The following is a 16342-nucleotide window of genomic DNA, read 5'->3' as shown; positions in this document are numbered from 1 at the left end:
TTAGATGTTAGATGTTAGATGTTAGATGTTAGATGTTAGATGTTAGATGTTAGATGTTAGATGTTAGATGTTAGATGTTAGATGCAAAAATAATTATCTTTATATAACTATAGATTTCTCCATTCGTCAGAATGACATTTACCTTATGTCTTGTTGAACTCGTTTCAACATCGCATCAAAAATTATAAAATAGAAAAAGAGAATCCTAAGGATTCTCTTTTTCTATTTTATTAAAACGTTGCTGCACCTGCAGTTTGGTTTTGTAATTTACGATTGATATTTGTTTTCTTACCTGTAGCAAAATCGTAACTAAACCCTAAGATAAACATATTTTTGTTGTTCCAAATTTGTGTATGGTTTGTTGTTTGTACAATACTTTCTGCAACGGATTTTGATTTATATTCCGAAGGCATTCCAAGCCAATAGGCACCTGTTTTAAATGACCAATTGTTTAATTTATAACTTAACACCAAATGACTTTTGTTTTCGTTCGTGTCTAAAAACGGTCCACTCAATGAATAAACTGGAATATTAAATGCATACATCAAACTAAAGTTTTTGTACACTGAATTAATAACAAAATTATTTCCGATATAATCGTTTTTAATTGTTTTTCCATCATTTAGTTTTACACTTTCTGATGTTGGTGTTAGAACTAATTTTAATGTTAGTAAATCTGTTCCGAAAGGTTTTATTGAACCTGAAACTTGTACACCTAAACTTTGTGCATTTTGAGCATTTTCGTACGTCAACGCGTATCGATTTCCGTCTAACACATACAGTTGATTTATGGCGTCTTTTCTGTGAGAGTAAAATAAAGTTGTATTTAAATCAAAATATTTTGAATTGTATGAATAAATCAAATTATTACTAAACGTTTTTTGAATATTTAATTCTGGATTTCCTTTGCGTACAATATTCGGAACCATTTGCACCACATTACTACTCAACGCATCGCTCCAAGGACTTCTTGGTGTATAGGAACTTGTAAAACGTAAACTTTGGTTCTTCGCTAATTCATAACCCAAAACGATTTTTGGTGTAATAGTCCATGTATTTTGCGAATCTTCTGCACTTTGATTATTGATATTTGTCAATCCCATTCCCAAACGATACATCAACTTTTTTGTTTTTTCAGAAAACTCCGTGTACATATACTGTTGCAAATAATTTACTTTGTAACGAGAAGATCCATCTAAATTTACCAAATCATTGTTGATATCGTTTGTCGTAATTCGATAGCCTGAACTCAATTTTCCTGATTTAAAATCATGCGTATGCGCAACTTCTCCAACAATAGAAGTTTGTTCAGCTTTCAATTTCATTTCGTTATTAAAAACACTATTTTCGGTATTTGTTACCCATTCTTTCGATAATTCGTATGTATCGGTATTGAAAATAGAACCAACGAAATTTAAACTCAATTCATCTTTCTTTCCTAATTTTCGAGAATAATACAAATCTACTGTAGGTTTTGTATAACCACTATTGCCATGTTTATAGGTCGTATGATTCTCCGAAACATTATTCATCAAAAAGATACTTTTTCCATTAACATCTGTAAAACTTGTCAAAATTTCTAAATCTAACTTTGCTTGAAAAGTATATTTGTCAGAATCTGTATTGGTATAGCGTAAAATTGCATTTTGAAAGGTATAACCAAAATGATCAAAACGATGTTCGGTTGTTTTGTATTGATTATTATTTAATTGGTATGCATACGAATTGGTATTTTCTCGGTTATCATAATCTCTTAAACTAAGCGAATATTCCACACCAAAATTATTTTTACCTTTTGTGAAATTTGCATAAGCCGACCCGTCTACAAAACCGGTCAAAGGAGAAGTGACACCCTCTACACCAAAAACATATCCGTTTTCTGGATTACGCGTAATCAAATTAACCACCTGATCTGCACGATTTGCATAACGCGTTGGTGGAATATCAAAATATTCTACACGTACTACATCTTGCGGTTTGACAGCACGAATTTGATTGTCTGTTGCTTCAATTCCGTTTATCAACAACAATATTGTTCCACCTTTTATACTCTGAATTGAATTAGAAATTGGATCTACATTTAGCTCTGGTAATGTATTCAATAAATCTTTTGCATAACGTGCTTTCTCCAATGCTTCTTTATCAAATGTATAAACCGCTTTGTCCGCAAACATTTTTTTGCGTTGTGACTGTATTAAGACTTCTTTTATTTCAATTGGATTATAATCAATAGAATCTTGTGTTTCTTCTTGTCCAAAAGCAAAGATTCCTGATAATGTAACAGCAAGTACAAAAATTTTCTTCATGGTTAATTCTACTATTTAGTGTTAGTGTCTTTTTTATATGACGCATGAATGACAAATAAGTTACATTACTTTTGATTTTATTTTTGATAACTTTACATCAAACAAGATTTTTAAAATTGAAAAAATTAATTCTTTTTATTACACTATTTCTAAATTTCACTATTCTGAATGCGCAAGAACAAGCACAGCGTTCATTAACAGAATATCGTGTAGAAAGTTTTCAGACATCGTTGGTTGCTAAAAAAATGCTTTTCGATTGGTTTGGGAAATGGGATAATATATTGTACACCGAAAACAACGAAGCATTGTTGGTTTGGTCGAATCGAAACATTATTAATGAAGCAAATGAGTCGTTTACATTAATTGCATCAAGCATAGAAAACGAGGAAGAAATGTATGGAACAGTACAAGTTTTGACAAGTAAAAAACAAGATGCTTTGGCCAAAGATTCACCGTTTAGAGAATATTTGAATGAATTTTTAAAAACTGTTTCTAAACAAGAAAACAAAAGCAAAAAGTTTTATAAAGAGTATTTGAAAGTGGAGTATTAAAAATTAATATTCATACCCAAAAGAATATGTAGTGGAAGTAAACGCTGCGTAAAATAACGCTCTGTCACAGGTGTTACTAATGTTCTTTTTATTTCTTTTGTATTGAATAAATTATTTCCTTTTACAAAAAACTTCATCTTAGAATTTTTTAATTGATAAACCAACTTCATATCCAAAAAGTTAGTATCCATTTGATTTTGTCCTCCAAAATTGTAATACTCATAATTTATATCTAATGTTATTTGCTTTGATAAATTAAAATAGACATTTGTATAGACATCAATATTATTATAATTATAAGAATTTAACTGATTTTTACTTTTATTAATAGATAATTTAGCTCCCAATTCATAATTCAAAAAACTTGTAAAACCCGATTTTACTTCCATTCCAAACACTAAACTCGAAAACTGATTACGAATTAAATTCTCATTAGCTATAGAAGTACTTTTAATTATTGAATAATTACTATTAAACTGTATTTTCGTTTTTATTGGATATATAAAATATTTATACATGAACGATGGATTGATTATTTCTATTCCATCAACTATAATCTGTTCGTTAACTGAATAATTAGAATTAAATGTAGAATTATACCCAATTGTTTTATTTTGAATTTGATACATTAAACTAAACTCAAATCCATTATTCATTCCTTTTGATTTACTATAATTGACATTAAATAGAGAACCTCCAAAAATATTATATTCAAGTATATTATTTTTACTAAATTGACGATTTCCTTTGTATATTAATTCTTGATAATAAGCATCAAAACTTGTAGGCGTTATTTGATAATTATAAGAAAAAGAGATTTTCCCAAATTTTCTTTTTTCGTAAGAAAATTCAATTTTTGGAGATACAAAAAAGTTATTTTCCTTTGATGATAAATCTTCTTTAATTAAAGTAGAAAAATAAAGAATTGGCAAACTTGATTTAAATTCAAAACTCTTCCATTTCCTTTCAATTCCAAGAATTAAATACATTTTATTTTGATCGTACTCTAAATGATTTGCACTATTATCTAATAAAAATATTTTCGAAAAACTTTCATTAAACCCTCTATAATTAGAAGTTAAATTAACACTTTGATAATCCATTCCTAAAGTGACAAAGTAATTTCCTTTTTTTGATACTTTATTGAAAAAAGATGATTTTAATCCAATGTAATTTTGTCGATTATTAATCTTTTGCTTTAAATTTAATAAATCTTGATTGTTAAAAACATCTCTAAAAATAGGATTAGTTTCTATAAAGTCGTACGGTCTATTTTGATACAAATGTTTTGCAACAATTGTAATTAATTTTACACTATCTATTTTATTTGTATAAATCAATTGTGTATCTGTAGAATTTGTTTCGTTAGATCCTTTTAAAAAAATTGAAGAATTATTAAACAAAAAATTATTCGCATTTCTTTCATTCAACAGAAAAGAACGGTTTGTAATATTTAGATTCGATTTTTTTGTCAAATCTTTATTCCACTCAATTTTAACAAAGTAATTATCAATTTTTTTATTCCATTGGCTATTTTGATTATTTATAAACTGAATTTCATTGTCATTGTAATTTTCGATTTCATCTATATAATTATTCTTCTCAATTCTATTATAAATACCTAAAATTTGAATTTTACTTTTCTTAAAATTATTTATAAAGTTGACAACACCGATTTTGTCATTATTAAAATTTGTTCGGTTATCTTCAAATTGGTAATTATCTTGATACAAATTTGCCAAATTAGGTAAATGCTTTACATCACTTAATTGGTCGAAATTATAAGCAGTCGAAAATTGATTTTTGATTAGATAATCAACTCCTTTCATCTCATCAAAACCAATTGTATTATAATTAAACAAGGTGATTATTTTCCTTTTTTTAGAGAAATTCATCAGATTTAATCTAAGCTGTTGACGATTTTCCACATAACTTGTTGATGAAACTAAGGCATTTCCATTCCACTGATTTTTTGCTTTTTCGTCTAAAATTAAATTAATAGCCAAAGCGTCAGAATTGTAAATATCTTTTGTTAATTGATTTTTGGTGTGATTGTTAATTATTTGAATTTTTACAACAGATTGATCATTCATGGCTTGAGTTAAAAGTGCATAGCCTCTATCAAATAAATCATCACCTTCTACTAAAACAGATTGTACATTTTTTTTACCTATCTTTATTTTCCCATCTTTGTCTACTGTAACTCCTGGAATACTTTTGATTAAATCCTCAACATTTAATTCTTTTCCTGTTCTATATTTTGCTGCTTCAAATTCCGTAGTATCTTTCTTATAAAAATTATCGGTAGATTTTACAATAACCTCTTTCAGAATTATTGAATTATCTTTTACTAAAGTAAAAATCCCAAGGTCAAAATCTTGTTTACCAATTACTATTTCCTCTTCGTACTGAGAAAAAGTTGGTTTCTTTATTTGAATTGTTTTATTTCCTAACTTAAAATCCGTTATTTCAAATCCTCCTAATTTATTAGTAATGGCAAAAGCTTCTATTTCTTGTAAAGAGTCTAATATTATTATATTCGCATTTGCCATAACAATACCCTTCTCATCTTTTACTAATCCTTTTATTTGACTAAATAAATTTGATGAGATGAATATAAAAATTAAACATATTAGGATTTTATTCATCAATAGAAAATTCTCTTACGTCTTTTCTTAATGGCTCTTCTTTTATTATTACTCCAGAAGGTAATGATGCGTATATATTAGCACGATTATATATCAACCAATTATTTTCAAACCCTATTGCTTGCTTCAATTGATATTTATACTTGGCATTCACAAATGATTTCAAAATAGGAAGTGTTGGTATTTTATTAGAATTAAGTACAATTCGAGTTGCATCATAATCAAACAACTCATTTTCCACTTTCAATATCAAACCTGGTAAACCACCTAACTTCCATGGACCATAATTATATGGGAGTTCAGGAGTAAACCAAGCGGTATAATCTCGTCCTCTAAATTTCGTTGTTGCTTTATAACATGTATAACCTAACATTTTTTGTGATTCTTTTGTAATCTTCCAATTAACTGTAGGTCTCTTCTCAACCATAATTATACGTTTCATCTCCGAACTATTCTTCTTTAAAATTGCTATTTTATTCTGATAAAGACTATCGGTTTTTAGATTTACATATATTGGTTCATAATTGTATCGTTCTTTTGCTAATTTATCATCTTCATAATTCAGATTATCATCATTTTTTATATTTACATAAAATATTTCATTTTCATTGAATACTAAATATTCTTTCATAACTTCTTTTACTCCATTTTTTGTAATAAAATTATACTCAACCAAATTATTAGATTGACCATTTAACAAAACAAAAAACATTAAAAATGTTAACAAAAATAATTTTTTCATAAATTAATTTAAAAAAGTAAACAAGCAAAACTTGTTTACTTTTGTTATTACTATTTTTTTACCTTTCAGGTTCTGGAAATGATTCAATACAAGGAGAATTTGTATAATTATTCTTAACAGTCATCACTAACCCTTCACAACTTTTACTATCTGACCAATATGAAGTTGTATGACTATCTACTTTATTCCCACATCCATCATAAGTTATAGTTGTAATACTAACTGTACAACCAAAAACTTTCACGATAGATTCAGCTTTTACATATTCAGTATTACTAGGTGCATTTTCATTTGCCATAGCAAAAGATCCAAAAAGTGCAAAAGCACTCAATAATAAGTTTTTTTTCATTTTAATGTGATTTTTTTTAATATTAATTATAGTTTGCAACCTATAACTTTATCTATTAACGTTAATTACATCAATAATAATAATAATAATAATCGTTAAACGCAAATTATTTTAAAAAATAACGTATTCACAATAAAAGTATATAACTAAAAAATCCTTCAAGTTTTACTTGAAGGATTTATATTTTATAGAAATTGAATTTCTTAATTATTTCGTTTGAAAAAAGAATCTACAAACTCCATTTTATTGAATGCTTGTAAATCATTGATTCCTTCACCAACACCGATGTATTTTACTGGAATCTGGAATTGATCAGAAATACCAATCACCACTCCACCTTTTGCTGTTCCATCTAATTTTGTGACAGCTAAAGACGAAACTTCTGTTGCTTGTGTAAATTGTTTTGCTTGCTCAAACGCATTTTGACCTGTCGAACCATCTAACACCAACAAAACCTCGTGAGGAGCATCTGGAATAACCTTTTGCATCACGCGTTTTATTTTTGTTAACTCGTTCATCAAGTTGACTTTATTATGCAAACGCCCTGCTGTATCAATCAACACAACATCTGCATTTTGTGCAACTGCTGACTGAATGGTATCAAATGCAACCGAAGCAGGATCTGAACCCATCGCTTGTTTTACAATTGGTACACCTGCACGCTCTGACCAAATCACTAACTGATCGACAGCTGCCGCACGAAACGTATCCGCCGCACCAAGTACTACTTTTAAGCCTTGTGATTTGAATTGAGAAGCCAATTTACCAATCGTCGTTGTTTTACCTACTCCGTTAACGCCGACTACCATAATTACATAGGGAACGTCTTTTTTAGGGATAGCAAAACCATTTGTATCTTCGATATTATTTTCAGAAAGTAAACCCGCAATTTCTTCGCGTAGAATCTTATCTAATTCGGAAGTCGAAACATATTTATCACGTTCTACTCGTTCTTCTATTCGACGAATAATTTTGATTGTTGTTTCTACTCCAACGTCAGAAGAAATTAAGACTTCTTCTAAGTCGTCTAAAACCTCATCGTCTACTTTTGATTTCCCAACAACAGCACGACTAATTTTATCAAACAAAGAAGTTTTAGATTTCTCTAAACCTTCATCTAATTTTTCTTTGCTTTCTTTACCTAATATCTTTTTGAACCAACTCATTAAAAGCTAAATTTCTTTAAAATTTTGTACGAAGATACATAAAATATAAGGAAATAAAAAAGCCGCCCAAAAGAGCAGCTCTATTAACCTTAATATTTTCTATTAAGCTAACAATTATTTTGCGAAGAACGCATCAGTATCGTCAGCGTTAACTACTTTTTCAACAAATACGTAAGCTCCAGATTTAGGAGATTTTACCATTTTGATTACTTTGGTCATTTTTTTAGACCCTGTTTGTAGGGTTGCTACTGTCTTTTTTGCCATCGTCTAAAATTTTATTATTTGATCTCCTTATGAACTGTATACTTTTTCAATACTGGGTTGTATTTTTTCAACTCAATACGATCTGGAGTATTCTTTTTGTTTTTAGTTGTGATATAACGAGACATTCCTGGCATACCACTTTCTTTATGCTCTGTACATTCTAAAATAACCTGTACTCTGTTTCCTTTTTTTGCCATGGTGTCTTAAATTATTTGATTAAACCTTCTTTACGTGCACGTCTAACAGCCTCATCAACTCCTAACTTGTTGATTGTTTTTAAACCGTGTGCAGAAACTTTTAAAGTAATCCACTCACCAGCTTCTGGCATAAAAAATTTCTTTTTGAACAAATTCACTTCAAAAGTGCGTTTTGTTTTATTATTAGCGTGAGAAACATTGTTTCCTACTAATCTTCTCTTACCTGTAATTTGACAAATGTTTGACATCTTATTTTGTATTGTCCTATTTTAAACGGAGTGCAAAGTAACAAATTAAATATTACTTATACAACTCTTTAGGTTATTAATTTTATATTTTCTTCTTATTTTGTTTGTATAACAACTTCTGCGCAAGTGTATAAGCTAAGATAATTCCCATTACCAATAGTGCTATTCTTGCGATGACGTCACCATACTTTGTATAAAACGTTAATTCACTATTCATTAAAATTGTACCATTTAAGGCACCCTGCTCTCCATATGGTAATGACTTCATTATATCTCCTCGCTGATTAACGAAAGCCGAAATACCTGAGTTTGCAGATCTAACAATAGCGCGTCTATTTTCAATAGCTCTCAAATTACCATATAATAGTAATTGACGATGACCATCGGTAGAGCCCCACCAAGAATCGTTGGTCATTGTGAATATAACATTAGCACCTTCTCTCACATATTCTGTTGTATAGTCTCCGTAAATAGATTCGTAACATATAACCGGAGCAACAGTAGCGGTGTTTGTATTATTCTTGAAAACAGAACGATGAGGTTGAACCCCCAACGTTTTTGTTGTGCCGCCAAAGTTAAGCATAAATTCTCCAATAATTGGCATTAAATAGTTACGATATGGAAAAATTTCTACTCCAGGCACTAATTTACTCTTATGATATACTTCGATCGAGTCGTTTCCTCCTATCTGTAAAGCCGAATTATAGGCATCATACCACGTTATTCCATCTTTCATAACTGATGCCGTTTCTGATGCTAAAGACGACATAGGATAAATTCGCATGATTGATGCACCTGTTACGAAATGTAAATCGTTCTTCGTACTTGTCCATTGTTGAATATCTTGTACAATTAAATCATCATACATATTGTCAAAAATAAGTGCAGAAGAACCTGGAACAGCTGTTTCTGGCGCAACAACAAATTGAGTTTTTGGTTGAATATTCTTCAGTGCCAATTGCTTCAATTCGTCATAAATCTGTAATCCATCTTTCATGTATTTTTCATTGTAAGGATCAAGATCTGGTTGAAGAATCAACACATCAAGCGCTTTTCCTTTTTCCTCGTAATTTGCATACATTATATAAGATAAACCAATTGGAACAGCAATTAATAATCCTGCATAAATACCTAATTTGTTTAAATATTTAATTTCTTTTTTATTGATGTAAGCTGTTAAATAATAGAACACAATAATATTTACGATCCATATCCAAAGCGCTCCACCAAAAGTTCCTGTGTATTCGTACCATTGTACCCATTCGTGATATTTGGCAAAACCATTTCCAAGGTTAAACCATGGCCAAGTCAATTCCCAATTCAATGTTAGTTTATCAAAACTCATCCAAATGGCTGGAAGAAAAACTAAGCCGTACAAATTTCCTGCTTTTGTTTTAACAACATGATACAGTTGAAAAACAATTGACATAAATAACGAATTCGCGAAAACTGGAATTAAATAAGCACTCCACGAATTTTGTAAATCTCCATTCGCATTGGTTTCTTGCGCATAATGCAACCACCAAATTACAATTGCATTCCAAATAAAAAAGGCTAAATATGAAAGTCCAAAAATCTTACGTCCTTTTTTCTTGAATTCTGCGCGCTGCGTTATTTGATGTTCTGCCAACATCAAGGGCACAAATCCTATAAATAACAACAATGGAAAACCATGTGACGGCCAGCCTGCTGTTAACAATAATCCTGATAAGATTGCGTATGCAATGTATTTTTTCATGTGACAAATTTATAATATCATCGTTCAATAACCGATGATATTTATTGGAATATTTTATGAATTAAGTTTTTCGAAGTACGATTTACGATTTACTAACTTCAATATAATAATTTGGATTAATCGTTACATCACTCGTTTTTGTAATTGTTGAATAATTAATCGTTTGCCAATTTGATGTTGGATTGATTGTAATGTCAGAATCTTTCAAACGTAAAGGCATTGCAAATCCATCCACAACATTCGTATATCTATATTCTACTTTGTTACCATTTTCTCTTAATTCTAACGTAGGAACTTTGACAGTTCTTAAATATTGATTGAAAAAAGCAGTCAAATTTAATCCAGAATATTTGGCAATATAATTTTCGATTTGTTCTGTTGTCACCGTTTGATGATAAAACTCTTTGTTCAAACCTCGTAATAGTTGTCTAAATTTTTCGTCATCATTCATCCAAGTTCTCAACGTATGAATCATATTTGCGCCTTTGTAGTACATGTCACCACTTCCTTCTTGATTGACACCATATACTCCGATTATTGGACTATCATTTTGAATTGCATTTCTTGTTCCACGTACATATTCGCTTCCTGCTTCTTTCCCATGAAATGTTTCTGTAAATAAGGTTTCAGAATAAGCTGTAAACGATTCATGAATCCACATATCTGCAACATCTTTCTCTGTTATATTATTTCCGAACCATTCGTGACCAGCTTCGTGAACGATAATAAAATCCCATTTCAGTCCCCAACCAGAACCTGATAAATCGCGCCCTAAATACCCATTCTCGAATTTATTTCCGTACGCAATTCCAGATTGATGTTCCATTCCCAAATGTGGAGTTTCTACAATCTTGAAAGAATCTTCGTAAAAAGCATAAGGTCCAAACCAATGTTCAAAACTTTTCAACATCAATTTTGCTTGTTCAAACTGCGATTTTGCTTTATCTATATTATAATCTAACACATAATAATCTAAATCCAATTTACCTTTTTCGCCTTCGAAAGTATCTTTGAAATTGACATAATGTCCGATATAAGGAATGATATTATAATTATTAATTGGATTAACAACTTTCCATGTAGAAGTTGTTTTACCATTTTTCTCTTTTTTAGAAACTAATCGTCCATTACCAACTCCTACCAAATCTTTTGGTGTGATAATTTCCAATTCCATTCCATTATCTGGTTCATCGCCTAAATAATCTTTGTTCGGAAACCAAGCACTTGCACCCAAACCTTGCACGGCTACAGACATCCAATCTCGACCTTTTTCATCTTTCGCAAAAATCCAACCACCATCCCAAGGCGCTCTCACCGCAACACGAGGATTTCCGTTGTATTCTAATTCTAATTGATTCGACGTATTCTTGATATTTTTTCCGACATTAATAAAATAGACATTTCCATCACGTTTGAAATCAGAAATTTTCTTTCCATTCAATTTTACAGCCGAAACCATCATTGGATCTTGTAAATCTATCTGCAATAAATCTGATTGTTGAGGAGCAATTTTATCAAACGTAATTGTCGTTTTTCCTTTTATCGATTTTGACTGATAATCTGGTTCTACACTTACTTTATATTTTTTAACATCCCACCAATTTCGGAATTCATTATTCGTTCCGCGAAGCGAATCTTGTCGCGTAAACTCTTGTTTGTTATTAAGTACTTGTGCATTTGTTGTTATCGAGATCAAGCCAAGTAATAGTACTAATTTCTTCATAGTCATTTTTAAAACATATCAAAAATAAGATTATATATTTGATAAATAAGCCAAAAAGCTATGATTACAGAAAAATTTAAGGAAAGAATAAATTATTTAAAAAATAATCACTTAATCGTTGAAGCATTGTACGAAATTTTAGATGAATTGAAATTAAAACATAATGCTTTTACAGGTTTTACGTTTCGAGAAGAAATCGATCCAAAAGGTTTTTTATTGACTGCAGAAGGTGAAGAAAAAACAGGAATTACAATTCGTGTTCCGCGTAATATTCTTGATTTTGATTTAGTATTACTTTCCAATGTTTTGATGCACGAAATGGTACATGTTTTTCAGCGTTCGGGCGAAAATCAAATTGAATTGCGAGAAGAACGCGAATGGCAAGCGTATACAGAAATGATTTTTCATAAACAATTTCCAAACGTTCCTCCATTGACTAATTTTTACATCAAACAATTTGGCGAAAAAGCGTTGACGTATTATAACCGAATGCCAGATAACATGAAAACGAAATATGCGAATGAAAAAACTGATTTAGAAAAAATTCTGCAAACGATTTACGATAAAGAGAATAAACTAAAAGAAGAACCAAAACCTGAAAATAATACTGAAACAATTTCTTGGCAAGATTTCGAGAAAGTTGATATGAGAATTGGGACAATTATCAGTGCAAATAATTTTCCGAAAGCAAGAAATCCTGCTTATCAGTTAGAAATTGATTTTGGTCCGTTAGGAATCAAGAAAAGTTCGGCACAAATTACATCGCTTTATAACAAAGAAGAATTGATTGGAAAACAAATAATGGCTGTGGTTAACTTTCCGAAAAAACAAATTGCCACTTTTATGAGCGAATGTCTCGTGATGGGCGTTTATGGAAATAATAATGATGTTATTCTCTTGAATCCCGAACGAAAAGTTGAAAACGGAAGTAAGATTGGGTAATATTGAGGTTGAGACTAAGACTAAGACTAAGACTAAGACTGAGATAAAATTTAAGTATAACTTAACGCTGACATTTTATCAACCAATAAACTGACTTTTTTATCGATAAATAATCAAATCATTAATCATAATCTGACAACCTGACATCTAAAATCTATTGGATGTCATTTTTTTTATGTTGGCACAAAGATTGACTATTCTGGTGTAGCATCATTTTTGATGATGTGTAAAAGTTTAAAATAAATCATTAATAATATAAAAAATAACTAAACAATATGAGCAAAATAATCGGAATCGACTTAGGTACAACGAACTCTTGTGTTTCTGTAATGGAAGGTAGTGAGCCAGTTGTAATTCCAAATGCAGAAGGTAAAAGAACTACTCCATCTATCGTAGCATTCGTAGAAGGAGGGGAAATTAAAGTTGGTGATTCAGCAAAACGTCAAGCTGTAACAAACCCAAAGAAAACGATTTATTCTATTAAACGTTTCATGGGAACTAAATTTAATAATGATGCAGATGAAATCGGTCGTGTTCCTTATTCAGTTGTAAAAGGAAACAATGATACGCCAGCAGTTGATATTGATGGACGTAACTATACTCCACAAGAAATCTCAGCAATGATTTTACAAAAAATGAAAAAAACTGCTGAAGATTATTTAGGACAAGAAGTATCAAGAGCGGTAATTACTGTACCAGCTTATTTTAACGATGCTCAACGTCAAGCAACTAAAGAAGCTGGTGAAATTGCAGGTCTTAAAGTAGAACGTATTATCAACGAGCCTACTGCTGCTGCATTAGCTTACGGATTAGACAAAGCAAACTCAGATAAAAAAATCGTTGTTTACGATTTAGGTGGTGGTACTTTCGACGTATCAATCCTAGAATTAGGTGACGGTGTATTCGAAGTATTATCTACAAACGGTGATACACACTTAGGAGGTGATGATTTTGATGACGCAATCATCAACTGGTTAGCTTCTGAATTCCAAGCGAAAGAAGGTGTAGATTTGAAAAAAGACGCAATGGCTTTACAACGTTTACGTGAAGCTGCTGAAAAAGCTAAAATCGAATTATCTTCTTCTGCTCAAACAGAAATTAATTTACCATACGTTACAGCTAACGAAACAGGACCAAAACACTTAGTAGAAACTTTAACTCGTTCTAAATTTGATCAATTAACAGAAGATTTAGTACGTCGTTCTATGGAACCTTGTAAAAAAGCGTTATCTGATGCAGGTTTATCAATCAACGATATCGACGAAGTTATCTTAGTTGGTGGATCTACACGTATGCCAAAAATCCAAGAAGAAGTAGAAAAATTCTTCGGTAAAAAACCATCTAAAGGAGTTAATCCAGACGAGGTTGTTGCAATTGGTGCAGCTATCCAAGGAGGTGTTTTAACAGGTGATGTAAAAGACGTATTATTATTAGACGTTACACCATTATCTTTAGGTATCGAAACTTTAGGAGGAGTATTCACAAAATTAATTGAAGCGAATACAACAATTCCAACTAAAAAATCTGAAGTTTTCTCAACTGCAGTTGACAATCAACCAGCAGTAACTTTAAGAATTGGTCAAGGAGAGCGTCCATTATTCAACGATAACAAAGAAATCGGACGTTTTGACTTAGTAGATATCCCACCAGCACAACGTGGTGTTCCTCAAATTGAAGTAACATTTGATATTGATGCGAATGGTATCTTAAGTGTTTCTGCAAAAGATAAAGGAACTGGAAAAGAGCAATCAATCAAAATTGAAGCTTCATCTGGATTATCTGATGCTGATATCGAAAGAATGAAAAAAGAAGCACAAGAGAATGCTGCTAAAGACGAAGAAGCAAAGCAAAAAATTGAAAAAGTAAATGCTGCTGATGCGTTAATTTTCCAAACAGAAAAACAATTGACTGAGTACGGAGATAAAATTCCTGCTGACAAAAAACAACCAATTGAAGAAGCTTTAACAGAAGTTAAATCTGCTCATGCTGCTCAAGACGTTGCTGCAATTGATGCTTCTATGGAAAAATTAAACACAGCTTGGAATGCTGCTTCACAAGAAATTTATGCTGCAATGAACGAAGGTCAACAAGGTGGTGCACAAGCTCAGCCTGGTGCTGATCAAGGTCAAGCAAAAAATGACGGTGTTGAAGACGTAGACTTCGAAGAAGTGAAATAATAGAATTTTCATCTATCATAATAGAAAAGCCTCGCAATGCGAGGCTTTTTTTGTCTATCAACAAATCTTATTTCGTTTTTTCTAATGCTTGTAGTATATCTTCGATAATATCTATTTTATCTTCTAATCCAACAGATAATCGTATCGAGCCTGGCATAATCCCTAACTCTGCACGTTCGGCATCTGATAATTTCGCATGAGTTGTTGTAGCCGGGTGTGTCGCTATCGATCTCGAATCTCCTAAATTTGAAGTATACAAAATCATTTTCAATGCATCTATAAATTTGAACGCACGTTCTTTTCCTCCTTTTACTTCAAAGGTTACAATTCCACCACCTCCTTTCATTTGTTTTTTCGCTAATTCATATTGCGGATGAGAGGGTAAAAAAGGGTATTTTACAGCTTCAATTTCAGGGTTACTTTCTAACGCCTCTGCCAAAGCCAAAGCATTTTCACAATGACGATCCATACGAAGAGGTAACGTTTCTAAACTTTTAGAAATTGTCCACGCATTAAAAGCAGACATTGCAGGACCAGTATGACGAATAAAAAACATCATTTCATTAATCAAATCTTGCTTTCCTATCACAACACCACCTAAAACTCGACCTTGTCCATCCATATATTTTGTTGCTGAATGAATAGATAAATCGAATCCAAACTCTAAAGGTTGTTGTAAATATGGTGTTGCAAAACAGTTGTCAATGGCAAAAATAATATGTGGATGTTTCTCTTTTAATTTTGCTAAAGCTTCTAAATCGAATAATTCCAAACCAGGATTAGAAGGCGATTCTAAAAAGACAATTTTGGTATTCGCTTGAATTGCTTTTTCCCAATCTTCGATATTTGGCCTTTCAACATAGGTATAGGTTACGCCCCAACGAGGAAATAGTTGTGTAATTAATTGATGTGTCGAACCAAAAATAGCACGACTTGACACAATATGATCACCACTTTTAATATAAGAAGCAAACGAAGCAAAAACAGCTGCCATCCCTGATGCGAACGCTAAACCTGCATCTGCTTTTTCTAACACACAAACGCGATTAATAAACTCTGTTGTATTTGGGTTTGCATAACGCGAATAAACCATACCTTCCTCCTCTTCTGCAAAAATAGCACGACCTTGTTCTGCACTATCAAAAATAAAACTTGAGGTTAAATATAATGGAACTGAATGCTCGCGAGTAGCAGATCTTGGCGCTTGCTCACGAATTATCTTAGACTGATCCTTTTTCATAAGATTCAAATTTAAAGATAGTTTTATTAAGCTAAAAGAATTTTATCAAGT

At 31.2% G+C, this 16342-nt stretch carries 14 protein-coding genes; 3 read left to right on the top strand and 11 right to left on the bottom strand.

Features of this window, described 5'->3' with window-relative positions:
• Positions 1 to 230: 230 nt before the first annotated feature.
• Positions 231 to 2306 carry a TonB-dependent receptor plug domain-containing protein gene (locus HX088_RS01300; RefSeq protein ID WP_286483016.1) on the bottom strand — a complete coding sequence of 692 codons (2076 nt, stop codon included), beginning with the start codon at positions 2304 to 2306 and terminating at the stop codon, positions 231 to 233.
• Between the two features lie 116 nt (positions 2307 to 2422).
• On the opposite strand from HX088_RS01300, the gene HX088_RS01295 reads away from it, so the two are divergent.
• A complete protein-coding gene (locus HX088_RS01295) occupies positions 2423 to 2857 on the top strand; it encodes a hypothetical protein (protein ID WP_286483015.1) in 435 nt (144 codons plus the stop codon).
• Here HX088_RS01295 and HX088_RS01290 read toward each other — a convergent pair.
• The 9 genes from HX088_RS01290 to HX088_RS01250 form a co-directional block, all read right to left on the bottom strand.
• Positions 2854 to 5505: a carboxypeptidase-like regulatory domain-containing protein gene (locus HX088_RS01290; protein ID WP_284584139.1), complete on the bottom strand. Its 2652-nt coding sequence runs from the start codon at positions 5503 to 5505 to the stop codon at positions 2854 to 2856. The genes HX088_RS01295 and HX088_RS01290 overlap by 4 nt on opposite strands.
• Positions 5498 to 6247 carry a GLPGLI family protein gene (locus HX088_RS01285; protein WP_260544421.1) on the bottom strand — a complete coding sequence of 250 codons (750 nt, stop codon included), beginning with the start codon at positions 6245 to 6247 and terminating at the stop codon, positions 5498 to 5500. Before HX088_RS01285 ends, HX088_RS01290 begins: the two co-directional genes overlap by 8 nt.
• A gap of 58 nt (positions 6248 to 6305) precedes the next feature.
• Positions 6306 to 6578 carry a hypothetical protein gene (locus HX088_RS01280; protein ID WP_260544423.1) on the bottom strand — a complete coding sequence of 91 codons (273 nt, stop codon included), beginning with the start codon at positions 6576 to 6578 and terminating at the stop codon, positions 6306 to 6308.
• A gap of 221 nt (positions 6579 to 6799) precedes the next feature.
• Complete coding sequence (gene ftsY, locus HX088_RS01275) at positions 6800 to 7762, bottom strand: signal recognition particle-docking protein FtsY (RefSeq protein ID WP_171623533.1); 963 nt, start codon at positions 7760 to 7762, stop codon at positions 6800 to 6802.
• Between the two features lie 114 nt (positions 7763 to 7876).
• Positions 7877 to 8026, bottom strand: coding sequence for a DUF4295 family protein (locus HX088_RS01270; RefSeq protein ID WP_171623532.1), 150 nt, complete (start codon positions 8024 to 8026; stop codon positions 7877 to 7879).
• Between the two features lie 14 nt (positions 8027 to 8040).
• Positions 8041 to 8223 (bottom strand): 50S ribosomal protein L33, encoded by a 183-nt coding sequence (rpmG, locus tag HX088_RS01265; protein ID WP_171623531.1) that lies wholly within the window; start codon positions 8221 to 8223, stop codon positions 8041 to 8043.
• An 11-nt stretch (positions 8224 to 8234) separates the two neighbouring features.
• Positions 8235 to 8471, bottom strand: coding sequence for a 50S ribosomal protein L28 (rpmB, locus tag HX088_RS01260; RefSeq protein WP_171623530.1), 237 nt, complete (start codon positions 8469 to 8471; stop codon positions 8235 to 8237).
• Positions 8472 to 8553: 82 nt separating this feature from the next.
• Complete coding sequence (lnt, locus tag HX088_RS01255; protein WP_171623529.1) at positions 8554 to 10209, bottom strand: apolipoprotein N-acyltransferase; 1656 nt, start codon at positions 10207 to 10209, stop codon at positions 8554 to 8556.
• A gap of 82 nt (positions 10210 to 10291) precedes the next feature.
• Complete coding sequence (locus tag HX088_RS01250; protein WP_286483014.1) at positions 10292 to 11932, bottom strand: M1 family metallopeptidase; 1641 nt, start codon at positions 11930 to 11932, stop codon at positions 10292 to 10294.
• 615 nt (positions 11933 to 12547) lie between these two features.
• Between HX088_RS01250 and HX088_RS01245 the strand changes: the two genes are divergently transcribed.
• A complete protein-coding gene (locus HX088_RS01245; protein WP_286483038.1) occupies positions 12548 to 12874 on the top strand; it encodes a tRNA-binding protein in 327 nt (108 codons plus the stop codon).
• Positions 12875 to 13149: 275 nt separating this feature from the next.
• Complete coding sequence (gene dnaK, locus HX088_RS01240) at positions 13150 to 15051, top strand: molecular chaperone DnaK (protein ID WP_286483013.1); 1902 nt, start codon at positions 13150 to 13152, stop codon at positions 15049 to 15051.
• Between the two features lie 67 nt (positions 15052 to 15118).
• Here dnaK and HX088_RS01235 read toward each other — a convergent pair whose 3' ends face one another.
• Positions 15119 to 16291 carry a trans-sulfuration enzyme family protein gene (locus HX088_RS01235; RefSeq protein WP_286483012.1) on the bottom strand — a complete coding sequence of 391 codons (1173 nt, stop codon included), beginning with the start codon at positions 16289 to 16291 and terminating at the stop codon, positions 15119 to 15121.
• Between the last annotated feature and the right edge of the window lie 51 nt (positions 16292 to 16342).

The organism is Empedobacter sp. 225-1, assembly GCF_030328185.1.
GTDB classification, from domain to species: Bacteria; Bacteroidota; Bacteroidia; order Flavobacteriales; family Weeksellaceae; genus Empedobacter; species Empedobacter stercoris.
The sequence above is the reverse complement of the archived record's forward strand: the minus strand, read 5'-3'. Positions and strand labels throughout refer to the sequence as shown.